This window comes from Yinghuangia seranimata (assembly GCF_029953285.1).
Classification (GTDB): Bacteria; Actinomycetota; Actinomycetes; order Streptomycetales; family Streptomycetaceae; genus Yinghuangia; species Yinghuangia seranimata.
In genome coordinates, this window is sequence record NZ_JASAOI010000047.1 from 92,936 (window position 1) to 107,805 (window position 14,870).

Sequence of the window (14,870 nt, forward strand, 5' to 3'; positions counted from 1 at the left end):
AGAACACAGAACACAGATCGCCGACGCGGACGACGCCGCCGACGCCGACGACGAGAGGGACGAACCCGCACGGGTTCGTCCCTCTCGTCGTTGCGGTCCGGCCCGTCAGCCCACGTGCACCGCGGGGGCCGGGGCGTCCGCGCCGACCTCGGCGATCTTGGGGCGCGGGGTGTTCATGAGCAGTCCGACGAGCGCGGCGGCGGCGACCAGGATCAGGGTGGCCCAGCCGGTCGCGACCGAGAAGCCGTGGACGACGCCGTCGAACTTGACCGACGGGTCCTTCATCAGCTCGGCGCGGTGGTCCTCCATGTAGGTGCCGGTCGCCCGCGTCGCGATGGTGTTGAGCAGCGCGATGCCGATCGAACCGCCCACCTGCTGCGCCGTGTTGGCCATCGCCGACGCCACGCCCGTGTCCTTCGCGGCGACGCCGTGCGTCGCGTAGTTCATCGCGGGCGCCATCACCAGGCCCATGCCGCCGCCCAGCAGCAGCTCGGCCGGCAGCACGACCGCCGCGTACGAGGAGTCGACCGTCATCTGGCTGAGCAGGAACATGCCGCACGCGGCGATCAGCAGGCCCGGCACCATCAGCGCGCGCGGCGGGACCTTCGGGAGCAGCCGCGCGGAGATCCCGCCGCCGGCCACCACCACGGCCACCGACATCGGCAGGAACGCCAGACCGGCCTTCAGCGGCGAGTAGTGCCGCACGCCCTGGAAGTAGTAGGTCAGGATCAGGAACATCGCGAACATGCCGATCACCGAGAGGCCGATCGCCAGGTACGCGGAACCCCGGGTGCGGTTGAGCGCGATGGGCAGCGGCAGCAGCGGCCGTTCGGCGCGCGACTCGACGTACACGAACACGGCGAGCAGCACCGCGCCGGCCGCCAGCAGGCCGAGCACGAGCGCGGAGCCCCAGCCCTTGGACTCGGCCTCGCTGAGTGCGTACACGACGGCGAACAGTCCGCTGGTGACGAGCAGGACGCCGGGGATGTCGAACCGGGTGCGGCCCGGCATACGCGTCTCGGTAAGCACCATGTAGGCGCCGACACCCGCAATGACCGCGATCGGCACGTTGACGTAGAAGCACGCGCGCCAGTCCAGGTACTCGGTCAGCACGCCGCCGAGGACCATCCCGAGCGCGCTGCCGCCGCCCGCGATCGCGCCGAACACGCCGAACGCCTTGGCGCGTTCCTTCGGCTCGGTGAAGTTGACGGCCAGCAGCGACAGCGCGGACGGTGCGAGCAGCGCGCCGAAAGCACCCTGCAGGGCCCGGGACGCGAGCAGCATCCCGAACGACTGCGCCGCGCCGCCGAGCGCGGAGGCTCCCGCGAAGCCGACGATCCCGATGAGGAACGTCCTCTTGCGTCCCGTGTAGTCGGCGATGCGTCCGCCGAGCAGCAGCAGGCTGCCGAACGCGAGCGTGTAGGCCGTGATGACCCACTGTTTGGCGCCGTCGGAGACGCCCAGCGAATCCTGGGCCGACGGTAGGGCGATGTTCACGATGGTGACGTCGACGACCACCATGAGCTGGGCGATCGCGATGAAGATGAGGGCCAGCCAGCGGCGCGGGTTGACCGGGGGAGTCGTGGCGGTCGGTGTGGTGCCCGCGCTGTCGTCTCCGTGCTGCGGCCTGCTGTTGGCGGGGGTGGCGGCGGTGCTCATGCGGATCGCCTTCTTCGTCTGCTGTGTGCGGGTGGTGCAGGACAGGGGACGCGGTGCGGTGGGTGCGTTCCTGGTGTGCCGTGCAGTGCTCGCGGTGCCGGGGGCGGCGGGTCAGCCGTCGGCGCGTTCGTCGTCGCGGCGCTTGCGCTCGGCCCGGTCGGCGTCGTGCATGGCGGCGGCCACGTCGCGGATGCGGTCGAAGTCGGCGAGCGTGAAGCGGGGTTCGGGCAGTTCGTGGCGCTCGTCGTGGCCGCCGGCGCGCAGGCCGTCGAGGTAGATGTCGAGCTGGCGGTGCGCCAGCGGGTCGCCCGCGGGCTGGCCGAGGAGCGCGTCGGTCACCGGGGCGAGCGGGCGGGAGAGGCGCATCAGCATCAGCGTGATGTCGCCGAACACGATGTCGGGGCGGATCTTGCCGGCCGCCTGGGCGCGCTGGATGAGAGCCTCGACGTGCTCGCCGAGCGAGCGGCGCATCGCGTCGAACTCCTCGTCGACCATGACGCGGCCGATGAGGGCCGGCATGGTGGCGGCGATCTTGGCGTCGAGCGCGTAGTGCATGAAGGAGCGCAGCGCCTCCAGCGGCTCGGCGGACTCCTCGTCGGCGCGCTCGGCGGCCGCGCGGACCTTGTCGAACGTGTCCACGACGACGCCGCGGATCAGGTCCTCGCGGTCGGGGAAGCGGCGGTAGAGCGTGGCGATGCCGACGCCGGCGCGGCGGGCGATCTCGTCCAGCGGCGCGTCGGGGCCCGACTCGATGAAGACCTCGCGGGCCGCGTCGATCACCAGCTGGCGGTTGCGCTGCGCGTCCGCCCGCAGGGGCGCGGCCGGGGTCGCGGCTGTCTCCGAGTGCCGCTGTGTCGTGCCGCCCATCGCCGTCTCCCGCTCTGCCGGTGCCCAGGTGGAGGGTTTCTCTCCGCTTGACTCCGACGCTAGCAGAAGTGGAGGAAAATTCTCCAGTGAAGTGGAGAGATTTTCTCCGTTCATCGTTTCCGCGGCGCCGGGGACCGGCCCGACGGCGTGTGATCGCCCGCTGCCGTTAGGCTCATAGGCATGTATGCCTGGCCCGCACCCGAGTTGCCCGTCCTGCCTGGTCAGGGCGCGTCCCCGCGCGTCTATGACAGCGCCGTCCGGGACCTTGTGACGACCTCCCCGGGGCCGGTGGCCCGGCTGTACGTCTGCGGCATCACGCCGTACGACGCCACCCACATGGGGCACGCCGCCACCTACGTCGCCTTCGACCTCCTCCAGCGGGTCTGGCGCGACGCCGGCCACCGCGTGCACTACGTCCAGAACGTCACCGACGTCGACGACCCGCTCCTCGAGCGCGCCGCCCGCGACGGCGAGGACTGGACCCACCTCGCCGAGCGCGAGACCGCGCTGTTCCGCGAGGACATGACCGCGCTGCGGGTGCTCCCGCCGGACCACTACATCGGCGTCGTCGAGGCCATCGACCGCATCGTGCCGCTCATCGTCGACCTCAAGGCCAAGGGCGCCGCGTACGACGTCGACGGCGACGTGTACTTCTCCGTCGCCTCGGACGAACGCTTCGGCGGCGTCTCCGGCTTCAGCACCGCCGACATGCTGAAGTTCTCGGCGGAGCGCGGCGGCGACCCCGACCGGCCCGGCAAGAAGAACCCGCTCGACCCGCTGCTGTGGCGCGCCGCGCGCGACGGCGAGCCGTCGTGGCCCAGCCCGCTCGGCCCCGGCCGGCCCGGCTGGCACATCGAGTGCGTCGCCATCGCGCTGGAGCACCTGGGCATGGCGTTCGACGTCCAGGGCGGCGGCTCCGACCTGGTCTTCCCGCACCACGAGATGGGCGCCTCGCACGCCCAGGTGTTCACCGGCGACGCGCCCTACGCCAAGGCGTACGTGCACGCCGGCATGGTCGCGCTGCACGGCGAGAAGATGTCCAAGTCGCGCGGCAACCTGGTCTTCGTCTCCAAGCTGCGCGCCGAAGGCGTCGACCCGATGGCGATGCGGCTCGCCCTGCTCGCCCACCACTACCGCTCCGACTGGGAGTGGACCGCCGACGTCCTCGCCACCGCCCAACTGCGGCTCGGCCGTTGGCGCGCCGCGGTCTCCCGCCCCGACGGCCCCCCGGCCGACGACCTGCTCGCCGCGATCCGCGAACGCATGACCGACGACCTCGACGCCCCGGGCGCCCTCCGCGCCATGGACGCCTGGGCCGAACGCGCCCTCACCGAAGGCGGAACCGACGAGGCCGCCCCAGGCGTGACCTCCCGCGCCGTCGACGCGATCCTCGGCGTGGCCCTGTAGTTCGTACGCGCAGCCCCGCCCGCACACGGTGCCGGGCGGGGCTGCCGCGCGTCAGGCCGTGAAGACCAGGGCAGCGTTGTGGCCGCCGAAGCCGAAGGCGTTGGTCAGGGCGGCGGTGTAGGCGGACCTGCGCGGGGTGCCGGTGATCACGTCGAGCTTCACCTCGGGGGCCTGGTTGTCCAGGTTCAGCGTGGCGGGGGCCGTGCCCTCGTGGAGGGACAGGATCGTCGCGACCGCGCCCAACGCGCCTGCCGCGCCGCACAGGTGGCCGGTCATCGACTTGATCGCGGTCACCGCCGGGTGGGTGCCGATCGCCGTCGTGACCGACTCCGCCTCGGCGAGGTCGCCGCGCGGGGTGGACGTCGCATGGGCGTGCACCAGGTCGATGTCCTGCGGTGTGAGCCCGGCCGAGGCGAGCGCGCGGTTGATGGCACGGGCCTGGCCCTCCGGCGCGCCGGCCGTGATGTGGTACGCGTCGGAGGTGACGCCGGCGCCGGCCAGCGAGGCGTACCGGCGGGCCCCGCGCGCCTTCGCGAAGCCGGCCCGTTCCAGCACCACCACGGCCGCGCCCTCGGCCATCACGAAGCCGTTGCGCTCGACGTCGAACGGCCGCGAGGCGCGCGCGGGTTCGTCGTTACGCGTGGACAGCGCCTGCGCCTGCGCGAAGCCGGCCAGCGGCAGCGGCGCCAGGCATGCCTCCGCGCCGCCCGCGACCACGACGTCGGCGCGGCCGAGCCGGATCAGGTCGAGACCGTAGGCGATGGCCTCCGCGCCCGACGCGCACGCGCTGACGGGCGTGTGCGCACCGGCCCGCGCGCCGAGCTCCATCGACACGTACGCGGCCGGGCCGTTCGCCATCACCATCGGCATCGTGTGCGGCGAGACCCGCCGCGGACCCGAGCGCTCCAGCACGTCGTCCTGCCCGAGCAGGGTCAGCGCGCCCCCGGTGCCGGTGCCGATGACCACGGCCAGCCGCTCCGGGTCGACGTCGGGCGCGCCCGCGTCGGCCCACGCCTCGCGCGCGGCGATCAGCGCGACCTGCTCGCAGCGGTCCAGGCGGCGTGCCGCGACCCGGTCCAGCACGTCGGTGGGTTCGACGGCGAGCGGCCCGCCGATGCGGACCGGCAGACCCGCCGCCCAGTCCGCGTCGAGTGCCCTGACGCCGCTGCGGCCGGCCAGCAGCCCGGCCCATGTGGTGGCGACGTCGCCGCCCAACGGCGTCGTAGCGCCGAGTCCGGTGACGGTCGCGAAGTCGGTGCCGACAGACATGAGTTCAGCCCCCTCTTGTGGCGAAGTGACAACCCCCCGGCTGGCGGTGCCGGCCGGGAAGATCGACTTGCCTGCGACTCTGTCAGGGGAAATACGTATGACCCGATGTCGTGATCAACCGAGTCCGCACAGACGGCTTTGTAGGTTTCACGTGTTTCCCAGCGACGGGCCGGCGAAATAGCCTGCCGAAAACCGGGGACCGGAACACACCCGGAACACGCACGGAACGGACACGGAAGACGTCCGCGAACGGACCCGGAAGGCGCCTGGGAACGGACGCGGAAGACGCCCGGAAAACGACCGCGCCGCCCGGGCGGAAACCCGGGCGGCGCGGAGGGAATTCGGTGGCGCGGCGAGTGCCGCCGCGCGCGTTGGATCAGTAGCGGTCCTGGAACCCGCCCTGGTCCGGACGGCCCGCCACACGCGGCGGCGGAACCTGCTGCACGTACTGCTGAGGGGCGCCCGGCGCCGGCCGGTAGCCCTGCGGCGCGCCCGGGGCGGGCCGGTAGCCCTGCGGCAGCGGCTGGCCGCCGGAGAACGCCTGCACGGGCGCCTGCGGCTGCGGGGCCGCGTACCCGCCGGACTGCGTGGGGATCTGCGAGAACGGCAGCGGCGCGGGCCCGGCCGGAGCCGCCGCGGCGTACCCCGGCGCGCTGTAGCCGGTGCTGCCGTACGACGAACTGCCGTACTGGGCACCGCTGTAGCTGCTCGACGAGGCGCCGAACGACGACGACGAATACGACGAACCGCCGTACGAGGACGACGAGTACGACGAGGGGAGCGCGGGCAGCGCCGGCAGGGCCGGGCGGTCGCCGAAGCGCGAGTAGTGTCCGAGCCCCGAGAAGTCCGGCGCGGGCACATGCATGGGCCCGATCTCCGGGCGGCCTCGCTCGGCCACCAGACGGTCGTAGATCGGGGTCTCCGAATACGGCGAATAGATGCCGCCGTCAAAGGCACGAGCCGAGGTCATGGCCGATAAGGTACGCGATCCGCGCCGGTTGCGAACCCCCTTCGGCCTGTCGAATTTCCGGGGTACGCGTTGGTTTTACGCCAAGGACCCGGAGCACCGCCCTAGCACGCAACCTCCGCGTAACTTCGGGCGGTCGGCTTCGGCCGATTCGCTCCCATTGAGCCGTCGGCGTGCGGATGTGCGCCGAACTGTGGCCATAATCGCCGACACGGAGCATGATGGCCGTCGGCAACCCGACAAGGGCGTCCGTTACTTGTAACGCATCGCCCGCCCGACGGGGGAGGGACGGGGAGAACCACGTGCGACCCGAACGAACCGGCCAGTCCGCGGCCGACGAAGGAGAGCCCGCCGGCGACGAGGCGATCGACGCCGGCCTGCCGCCGGTCGGCCCGCCCGACCCGCCGCCGCCCGACGACGTACTCCTCGACCGGATCCAGGGCGGCTGGCTCGGCCGCTGCGCGGGCGCGCACATGCTCGCGCACCCCGGCGAGATGCTCGAACGCTGCGACGCCGTCGACCGCGCGGTGCTGACCCTCCGACTGCTGGAGACCTACGGACCGGGCTTCACCCACGAGCAGATGGCGTCCCTGTGGCTGCTCACGCTGCCGTTCCTCCGACCGGGCGGCGCGGAGCGGGCGGCCTACCGCATGCTCGTGAACGGCGCCCAGACGCCGGGCACCACCCGCCCGGGGAGCATCCCGACACCCGAGGCCCACCAGGAAGGCGACGGCGCGCTCCCGCGGGCCGACCTCTACGGCTACATCGCCCCCGGCGACCCCCGCCGCGCCGCGCGGCTGGCCCGCAAGGACGCGCAACTCTCCCACGCCGCCAGCGGCCTCTACGGCGCGATGTGGGTCGCCGCGCTGACCTCCGCGGCGTTCACCGCCCACGACGCGACGGAGGCCGTGGCGATCTCCCTGCGCCACATCCCTTCCAAGTCCCGGCTGTTCGAGGCCCTGTGCGAGGTCCTCGTCGCCCACGCCCGCGGCCGCGCCTGGCAGGACGTCATAGACGAAATCCACGCCACTCACGGCCACCACGGCCCCCACCACACCGTCGGCAACGCCTGCCTGATCGCCGCCGGCCTCCTGTGGGGCGAGGGCGACTGGACCGCGACCCTGACCCTCACCGTCCAAGGCGGCTGGGACACCCCGGTAGACGCCGCCACCGCCGGCTCGGTGGCCGGCGTCCTCGCCGGCACCCAAGGCATCCCCGCCGAATGGCGCCAAGCCGCCACCGACCGAGTCCGCACCGCCGTCCCCGACGCCGGCGACTGCCGCATCGCCGACCTCGCAGGCCGCACCTACGCCGTCGCCAGACTGGCCCTCGCCTGACCGGGGCCCTACGCGCCCCGACGGATGCCGTACCCGACGAACACCGGTCTCCGAGTGGCGGCTGCTGGACGAGTGAGGGCGGTCCGGCCGGTGTGGAGCGAGGCGGCCGCGCACAGCGTCGGAGCCGTGCGCGGCCGCCTCGTCGGTACTACTTCGGCAACTGGTCGGCGTGCGCCTGGATGCGGATCGCCGCGTCGGCCACCTTCAGGATCGTGGCCTCGTCCATGTGGGACCACAGTGGGACCGTCAGGACCAGTTCGGCCATCTCGTCCGTCACCGGAAGCTCGCGCTTCTCCGGAAGGTCGGCGTAGGCCTTCTGCCGGTGGACCGCCGGGTGGAAGTAGCGGCGGGAGTCGATGCCTTCGGCCTTCAGGGCGTCGGCGAGGGCCACCGCTCCGCAGCCGAAGGCCTCGGCGTCCAGGATCAGCGTCAGGTCCTTCCACGTCGAGGTGTCCTCCGGCGCCAGCGCCGGGAGGCGCAGACCCGGGAGGCCCTGCACGCGGGACGCGAACGCCCCGACCAGCGCGGTGCGGTGGGCGATGCGTTCCGGCAGCGAACGGAGCGACACCAGGGCCAGGGCCGCGTGGAGTTCGGACATGCGGGCGTTGAGGCCCGGGAAGACGCAGTCGTAGTCGCCCGGGTTGCCGTAGCCGCGCCCGAGGCGGACCGCCTCGGCGAGCGCCTCGTCGTGCGTGGCCACCAGGCCGCCCTCGGCCGCGACCACGACCTTGGTCGGGCTCAGGCTGAAGACCTCCGCCGAGCCGAACCCGCCGATCGGCCGGCCGGCGCGGCGGCTGCCGAGGCCGTGCGCCGCGTCGTACAGCAGCGGTACGCCGGCCTCGTCGGCGATCTTCTGCAGCTCCTCGACGCGGCACGGCGTGCCGTACACGTGCGTCGCCATCAGCGCCCCGACCCCCGGTGCCAGCGCCGCCTCGGCGTCCGCGGGGTCGAGGGTGAGCGTGTCCCGCTCGATCTCGGCGAACACCGGTGTGCCGCCCGCCCAGTGCGCCGCGTGCGCGGTCGCGGAGAACGTGAAGCTCGGCATCACGACGCGCGTGCCCGCGACCCCGAAGGCCTGGAGCGCCAGCATCAGTCCGCTGGTGCAGTTCGCCACCGCCACGACGTGCGGCACGTCGAGGAACTCAGCTGCGGCCTCCTCGAGTTCGCGCACCGTCGTGCCGTTGGTCAGCTGGCCGCTGTCCAGCACGGCGTCGAAGCGCCGCGTCAGCTCCTCCCGGTCCGGCACCTCGACGCGCGTCAGCGGCAGCCCCTCCGGGAACGCCGCCGTACCCCCCAGGGCCGCCGGAAGCCCGGCCTCGCCCGTTGTCACCGCCATTGCGGATCCCCCCTCCCTGCGGCCGGGATCCCCGTCCCGGCCGGACTCGAACCTGCCCCACCACTTGCCCCACCCACGGGCACGACACCCGCCGTGCCCCGCGGTTTGGCCGGAACCCGGCGGCGCCGTTTGGGCGTCGGCCCGTCCGGCGCCTCGGGTTTGGACACCGCGAGGAGGATCAGCACGAACGGGAACACCTGCACCCGTTCCCGCGTCAGGATCCCGAAGTTCTTGATGTTCGCGAACGCCATCGCGAACACCAGCACATACGCCAGCGCGAAAGCCATGTACGGCCGTCGCACCAACAGCGTCGGCATCTTCTTCAGCCGCGCCATCGACGTCACCATGAGCGCCAGCAGGAACACGCCTTCGAACGACGCCAACAGCGCCTGCAGGTTGTGCGCTTCGAAGGGGAACGGGCGGAACAGCACGGTCATCAGCGACTGCGGCAGGTGCGCCGGGTCGATCGCGCTCGACTGCTCCGCCGTCTGCTGCGCCGAACCGCCCTGCGACGTCAGCGTCTGCGTGCGGTTGACCACCTCGGTCGCGGAACCCGCGCTCAGGTCGGCCGTCCCGAAGAACTTGCCGACCTGCTTGAGCGCGACCACCGCGCCCACCCCCAGCACGACCGCGCCGAACCCCGCGCGCAACGGCCCCAGCGCGGACACCTGTTGCGGGCGCGTGCGGAGCAGGTACCCCACGATCAGCCCGCACATGATCAGCACCGTCACGTGCGGCCGCACCATCGTCGTGCCCGTCATGCCGAGCAGCAGCAACAGGTACGCGCCGCGTCGCCGCACGAGCAGCAGCGCGCACCCGTACGCGCACATGCCGAGCGACAGCATCATCCATGGTTCTTTGCCGATGCCGGACGGCCAGAACAACAGCGACGGCAGGAAGAACACCAGCTTCCCGTAGCGCTTGCGGTCACCGTCCGGATAGGCGATGCAGAACGCCCGGTAGCACAGGAACAGGCCCCAGAACCCGAACCACGAGTACACCAGGTACCCGGACAGGATCGACTGGCCCACGAACGCGTACACGATCCCCGTGATGATCATGATGAAGCCGGTGCCGATCACCTTCCGGTGGATGTCCACCGTGAAGTCGCCGTCCCGGAAGTGCACCGCCAGGTCGCGGCCCACGAGGTCGTAGGTGGCCGCGTCCGCGTTGCCGCCGTACAGCACGAACGCCATCCAGTACCGCGCGAACGACGCCACCAGCTTGGCGACCAGCGCCCACACGACGAGCTTCTGCACCCAGACGTCGTCGTCCCGGGTCAGCCGCTCGAGGATCGGGATGCTGAGGGTGAGCAGCAGCGGGAACACGATCAGCGCGCCCCACATGTCGTACGCGCGGTGCTCCATCGACCACGCGAACGCCGCCACGTAGAACCCGACGACCCCGGTCGCGGCCACCCCCGCCCACGGCACGGAGGGGAGGCGCGGCAGCGCCGACCCGATCAAAAGACCTCCAGGTCACCCAGGGCCAGATGCCAGGAGTTCAGGGTGTACGGGTCCAGGTCGTACGGGAGCGGCCGCAGCGGTCGGGCGACGAGCAGCATGCCCGTGCGCGGCGGCACCGCGTAACCGGCGTAGCGGGCGGCGCGCGCCGCGTCCGAGCCGGGCGTCAGGTGGGTGGCCACGTGGTCGCAGCCGGACAGGCCGGCCGCCGACAGCAGCCGCCGCGCGGTGAGCCGGTCGCCGGGGCGGATCAGCAGCTGCGACAGCGTGAACTCGGCCAACGGGCCGCGCATCCGCGGCCGGCCGAACGCCACGCCGTCCAGCACGCCGCGCCGGTACGCCGCCACCACGCGGTAGTCGAGGCCGGGCGCCTCGCCGTACCGCCAGCGCAGGTACGCGTCCGTCGGCCGGGTCCGCAGCCGGTCCGGCCACAGCGCCGCGTCCGCCGAGTCCGCGTCGCCGATCAGCTCGGCGAGGCCGTTCGTGGCCACCGGGTCGGCGAAGAACTGCCGCGCGGTCGGGAACCGGCAGCGGATCTCCGCGCCGTCCGCCCGTGAGGCCGCCGCGTCGGGCAACGGCGGCAGCAGGGAGGTGTCCCGCCCGCCCGCGTACGAGCTGCTCACCGCGCCGCGCCGCCCGAAACCGTCCGAACCCGCGTCCGAGCGCGGCTTGTCCGGCTCGCCGCCGCGCAGTTCGCGCAGCCCCTTCGCGAACGCGATCGGCCGGATCGGGTGCAGCGACACCGGCACCTTGCCGACCTCGCGCCAGCCCATCTTCAGATAGCCCGGCAGGCTGTTGGCGTTCGGCGTGTTGAACACCAGGTCCGTGTCGGCCGACAGCCGATCGAGGAGCTCCGACGTGAGCTTCTTGAACAGGCCGCGGCCCTGCGCCGCCGGGTGCGTCGCGGTGTCCACCGCCCGCACCGCCCGCACGACCTCGCCCTGGTGCACGAACTCCCAGCGCAGGAACAGCCGTACGGCGACGATCCGGCCGTCCGCGTCCTCGGCGACCAGGCCCGGGCTCGCACCGAACGGGTTGTCCCGGTGCTTCCAGTCGAAGAACGCCTGCGTGCGCTCGCCCGTCGGCCCGCCGGCCAGCGCGGCCTCGAGCAGCGCCAGCACCTGCGGATCGTCGTCCTTCGCCAACTCCCGAAGGTGGAAGCCGCCTTCGCCCGCGCTCGTCATCGCGCCAGTACCTCCCGGTACACGTCCTCGATCCGCGCCTGCGCCGCGGCGACGTCGAACGTCTCCGAACGCAGCTGCGCCGCCTTGCCCCACGCCCGGCGCCGCGCCGGGTCCGCCGCCGCCTCGGTCAGCGCCGCGGCCAACGCCGCGGGGTCGCCCGGCGGGACGACCCGACCCTCCACGCCGTCCGTCACGATCTCCGGCATGCCGCCGACGTCCGTGACCACCACCGGGAGTCCGCTGGCCATCGCCTCCATGAGCGCGACCGGCAGCCCCTCCTGACGGGAGCCGAGCGCGAACACGTCGAACGCGGGCAGCAGTTCCGGTACGTCGCCGCGGGAGCCGGTGAACACCACCGAACCGGCCAGGTCCGGGCGCGACGCCCGCTCGCGCAGCGTCGCCTCCAACGGGCCCAGGCCGATCAGTACCAGTGTGGCGTGGGGTTCGGACGCGCGCAGCAGTGCGTGCGCCTCCAACAGGCCCGTGTGGTCCTTTTTCGGCGTGAAGTTCGCGACCACGCCGTACGTGAAGGCGTCCGGGTCCAGGTCGAGCAGCCTGCGCGCCCGCTCCCGGCCGCCGGCGCCCGGTACCGCGCCCCCGAGGTCGGGTCCGTGGTACACGACGCGCAGCGGCTCGACGCCGGCCCGGGTGCGCGGCAGCCGCGCCGGGTCGACGGTGCGCGCCACCGCCTGCGAGACGGCGATGACCGCGGCGTTGCGGCGGTACGTCCAGGCGTTCGCCAGCCGCGTGGGCGCGCGGTACCGGTGCCACAGGTTGTGCTCGGTGTGGACGAGCACGACCCCGCGCCGCACCAGCATGCGCGCGGCGACCGCGGGCACGGGCATGTGCGTGTGCACCAGGTCGTACCCGCGCGCCGCGACGAGCCGGCGCAGCCGCAACGGCCACGTCCGGTCCGCGTGTTCGGGCGCCGTGTCGAGTTCGGCGGCGTCACCCGCGGCCTGCCCGGCCCGGTCGCCGAGGCAGTGCACGGTCACCCCGGCGTCCCGCAGCGCGGGGACGAGGGCGTCCTTCCACGGCAGCACGTAGGCGACCTCGACCTCGTACCGCTCCCGGTCCACGTGCCGGGCGCAGTTGACGAGGAGTTGCTCGGCCCCGCCCCGCCCGAGGCCCTTGGTGAGCCACAGGACGCGCACCTTCTCGGGCGGCACCGCGCCAGGCCCTGGAGCGGGGGAGAGGGAAGAGGACGGGTCGGGCCGCGTGGCCCCGGCGCCCTCCTCCGCCGTCACGGGCGGCCCTCGGAGTCCGACCTGCCGCCGCCCTGGCGCCCGCCGGGGCGGCCGAAGTGGCCGTGGTCGGCCGGGTCGTCGTCCAGGAAGCCGCCGCCGTAGCTGTTCTGCGGGCGCTCGAAGCGGCTGTCGTCGTCCGACGCCGGCGACGGGAAGCCGCCGCGCGGCTCGCCCGGGCGGACGCTGATCGTGCGCAGCTCGGCGGTGTGCATGAACGAGTCCGGGTCGGCGGGCTGCGAGCCCCGCGGCAGGTCGTCGTCCTCGCCGCCGCCGGGGCGGACCACCGCGGGCGGGGCCGAGCCGTCGCCGATCTCGCGGCGTGCCCAACTCGGGGCGGAGCGCTGGCCGTCGTCCGCCGCCTCCAGCGCCGCCGCGCCGCCGCGGCCGCGCAGGATCAGGCCCGAGCCCGGCACGGCGAGCCCGCCCAAGCCCCGGCCGCGCACGCCGACCGTCGACGGGTCGGTGCCGATCAGCGCGATGCCGGCCACCGGAACGCCGGTGCGGGTGAGGAGTTCGGAGACCCGCGACGCCTGGTCGGGCGTCAGGTTGCCGCTGCGCGTGACCACCAGCATCGCGTCGGAGTGCTGGATCAGGTCGTTGGTGTCGTTGGCGAACAGCAGCGGCGCGCTGTCGAGCAGTACGACGTCGGCGTGGTGCCGCGCGCGGGCGATGACGTCGCCGACCCGCAGCAGCAGCGCGGCCGGGTAACTGGTCGGCGCACCGCCGGTGATGACCTTCACGTGCGGGATCTCGGTCGACCGGATGACGTGCACCAGGTCGGTCTCCCGCTCGGACAGCAGCAGTTCGGACAGCCCCGTGCCGGGCTTCGCGCCCAGGTACAGGTGCGTCTCCGGGTTGCGGAAGTCGCAGTCGAGGACGAGCACCGAGCGGCCGGCCTCGGCGAGTGCCGCGGCCAGGTTGGCGACCGTGCTGGTGCGGCCGTCGCCGGGCTTGGGCGACACCACCAGGATGACCGGCGCCGGGTCGGTGAACTGCCGGGCCGGCAGCGACGACGTGCGTCCGGTGCGCGGCGCCTCGCCGAGCCGGAACGCCAGCCCGGGCGGGCCGGAGAGCAGCAGCGCCGACCGCAGCGCGCGGTACGCCTCCGCCACCGGGCTGTCAGGACGCGCCGCGACGAGCACCGCGTGCCCGGCCCGCATGCGCCGGGACGCGACCGGCACTTCGGCGATGACCGGCATCCCGAACGCGTCCTCGACCTGCATCCGGCTCCGCAGCCGCATGTCCATCCGGTCGACCATCAGCGCGGCGACCAGACCGAGCGCGAGGCCGAGCGCGGCGGCGAGCGCGAGCCGCAGCGGGCGCGAAGTCGGCGCGAGGATGCTGGTGGCGGCCTGAGGGGTGCTGCGCATGTTGTCCTGCACGAGCACCTTGGGGTCGTTGACCGACGACGACCACTTCTCGTAGTTCTTGACGAGCTTGTTGTAGCTGTCCAACTTGGCGTTCAGGTTGGCCAGTTGAGTGCTGGTAGCGCGCTTGGCCTCGGGGAGCTGGTCGACCTGCTTCTGCAGCGCGGCGATGTCCGCCTCGGCCTTCTGCATCTCCGGCTTGACGCCGTCCGCGCTCTGCTGGAAATTCGCGCGGGTCTTCGCGGCGAACGCGTCCCGCAGGGACTCCGCCCAGGTGCGGGCCAGCAGCTCGGCGTCGTTCTTCGAGGCACCCTTGGCGGTGACCGAGAGGGTGCCCGCCTGCGTGTCGACGCCGATGTTCACACGCGCGCCGATCAGCGCGGGGTCCTGGTGGGTCTTGGTGCCGACGTCCTTGGCGACGTCGCCCGACTCCGAGACCAGCTTCACCTGCATGAGGCTGAACTGCTCGTTGTCCATCGACTCGGGGGCCTTCACCAGGTCGATGGTGCTGCTCCACTGGTTCCCCACCGCCTTGGGGTTCTTCGGCGTGAGCATGAAACCGGCGATCAACCCCACCGCCAGGCACGCCAGCACGAGCTTCCAGCGGCGCTGCAGGACGGAGAAGTAGCTAGAGGTCTCCACCGGTCCCCCTCCGGTTCGCGGTCAAGGAGTGAGCGGACGGGCACGGCGTGTTCCCGCGGCAGGTCAACGGTAGTTGCTCGCGGTCGCCGGGGTGGCGCGCTGGTGTGCCGGAACTGTGGAGGTTT

11 protein-coding genes are annotated in these 14,870 nt (G+C 73.0%); 2 read left to right on the forward strand and 9 right to left on the reverse strand.

Annotated elements, in window-relative coordinates; all coding sequences use genetic code 11:
* Nucleotides 1-105: 105 nt before the first annotated feature.
* Entirely contained in the window at nt 106-1,659 is a 1,554-nt protein-coding gene (locus QI554_RS28940; protein WP_281473859.1) for an MFS transporter, read from the reverse strand.
* A 111-nt stretch (nt 1,660-1,770) separates the two neighbouring features.
* Nucleotides 1,771-2,526 (reverse strand): TetR/AcrR family transcriptional regulator, encoded by a 756-nt coding sequence (locus QI554_RS28945; protein WP_281473861.1) that lies wholly within the window; start codon nt 2,524-2,526, stop codon nt 1,771-1,773.
* A gap of 180 nt (nt 2,527-2,706) precedes the next feature.
* On the opposite strand from QI554_RS28945, the gene mshC reads away from it, so the two are divergent.
* A complete protein-coding gene (gene mshC, locus QI554_RS28950) occupies nt 2,707-3,933 on the forward strand; it encodes a cysteine--1-D-myo-inosityl 2-amino-2-deoxy-alpha-D-glucopyranoside ligase (RefSeq protein ID WP_281473863.1) in 1,227 nt (408 codons plus the stop codon).
* A 51-nt stretch (nt 3,934-3,984) separates the two neighbouring features.
* Here the strand turns inward: mshC and QI554_RS28955 are convergent, their stop codons facing one another.
* Together QI554_RS28955 and QI554_RS28960 are read right to left on the reverse strand one after the other, a co-directional pair.
* Nucleotides 3,985-5,202, reverse strand: coding sequence for a beta-ketoacyl-[acyl-carrier-protein] synthase family protein (locus tag QI554_RS28955; protein ID WP_281473865.1), 1,218 nt, complete (start codon nt 5,200-5,202; stop codon nt 3,985-3,987).
* A gap of 376 nt (nt 5,203-5,578) precedes the next feature.
* Nucleotides 5,579-6,172 carry a DUF6643 family protein gene (locus tag QI554_RS28960; protein ID WP_281473867.1) on the reverse strand — a complete coding sequence of 198 codons (594 nt, stop codon included), beginning with the start codon at nt 6,170-6,172 and terminating at the stop codon, nt 5,579-5,581.
* A gap of 299 nt (nt 6,173-6,471) precedes the next feature.
* Here QI554_RS28960 and QI554_RS28965 point away from each other — a divergent pair, with 299 nt between their 5' ends.
* Nucleotides 6,472-7,506, forward strand: a complete 1,035-nt coding sequence (locus tag QI554_RS28965; RefSeq protein ID WP_281473869.1) for an ADP-ribosylglycohydrolase family protein — start codon at nt 6,472-6,474, stop codon at nt 7,504-7,506.
* A gap of 148 nt (nt 7,507-7,654) precedes the next feature.
* Here QI554_RS28965 and QI554_RS28970 read toward each other — a convergent pair whose 3' ends face one another.
* The 5 genes from QI554_RS28970 to QI554_RS28990 are packed head-to-tail and all read right to left on the reverse strand — an operon-like array spanning nt 7,655 to nt 14,745.
* Nucleotides 7,655-8,842: a DegT/DnrJ/EryC1/StrS family aminotransferase gene (locus QI554_RS28970; RefSeq protein WP_281473871.1), complete on the reverse strand. Its 1,188-nt coding sequence runs from the start codon at nt 8,840-8,842 to the stop codon at nt 7,655-7,657.
* On the reverse strand, nt 8,833-10,308 hold the full coding sequence (locus QI554_RS28975; protein ID WP_281473872.1) for a hypothetical protein: 1,476 nt from the start codon (nt 10,306-10,308) through the stop codon (nt 8,833-8,835). Before QI554_RS28975 ends, QI554_RS28970 begins: the two co-directional genes overlap by 10 nt.
* Nucleotides 10,305-11,489 (reverse strand): GNAT family N-acetyltransferase, encoded by a 1,185-nt coding sequence (locus QI554_RS28980; RefSeq protein ID WP_281473874.1) that lies wholly within the window; start codon nt 11,487-11,489, stop codon nt 10,305-10,307. The genes QI554_RS28975 and QI554_RS28980 overlap by 4 nt, the downstream gene beginning before the upstream one ends.
* Nucleotides 11,486-12,736, reverse strand: a complete 1,251-nt coding sequence (locus tag QI554_RS28985; RefSeq protein WP_281473876.1) for a glycosyltransferase — start codon at nt 12,734-12,736, stop codon at nt 11,486-11,488. Before QI554_RS28985 ends, QI554_RS28980 begins: the two co-directional genes overlap by 4 nt.
* Complete coding sequence (locus QI554_RS28990) at nt 12,733-14,745, reverse strand: tyrosine-protein kinase domain-containing protein (RefSeq protein ID WP_281473891.1); 2,013 nt, start codon at nt 14,743-14,745, stop codon at nt 12,733-12,735. Before QI554_RS28990 ends, QI554_RS28985 begins: the two co-directional genes overlap by 4 nt.
* Between the last annotated feature and the right edge of the window lie 125 nt (nt 14,746-14,870).

What these genes read in the sequence shown, in the direction of transcription:
- QI554_RS28980 (WP_281473874.1), bottom strand. Translation starts at nt 11,489, where the DNA reads ATGACGAGCGCGGGCGAAGGCGGCTTCCACCTTCGGGAGTTGGCGAAG.
- QI554_RS28945 (WP_281473861.1), bottom strand. Translation starts at nt 2,526, where the DNA reads ATGGGCGGCACGACACAGCGGCACTCGGAGACAGCCGCGACCCCGGCC.
- QI554_RS28970 (WP_281473871.1), bottom strand. Translation starts at nt 8,842, where the DNA reads ATGGCGGTGACAACGGGCGAGGCCGGGCTTCCGGCGGCCCTGGGGGGT.
- QI554_RS28955 (WP_281473865.1), bottom strand. Translation starts at nt 5,202, where the DNA reads ATGTCTGTCGGCACCGACTTCGCGACCGTCACCGGACTCGGCGCTACG.
- QI554_RS28960 (WP_281473867.1), bottom strand. Translation starts at nt 6,172, where the DNA reads ATGACCTCGGCTCGTGCCTTTGACGGCGGCATCTATTCGCCGTATTCG.
- QI554_RS28940 (WP_281473859.1), bottom strand. Translation starts at nt 1,659, where the DNA reads ATGAGCACCGCCGCCACCCCCGCCAACAGCAGGCCGCAGCACGGAGAC.
- mshC (WP_281473863.1), top strand. Translation starts at nt 2,707, where the DNA reads ATGTATGCCTGGCCCGCACCCGAGTTGCCCGTCCTGCCTGGTCAGGGC.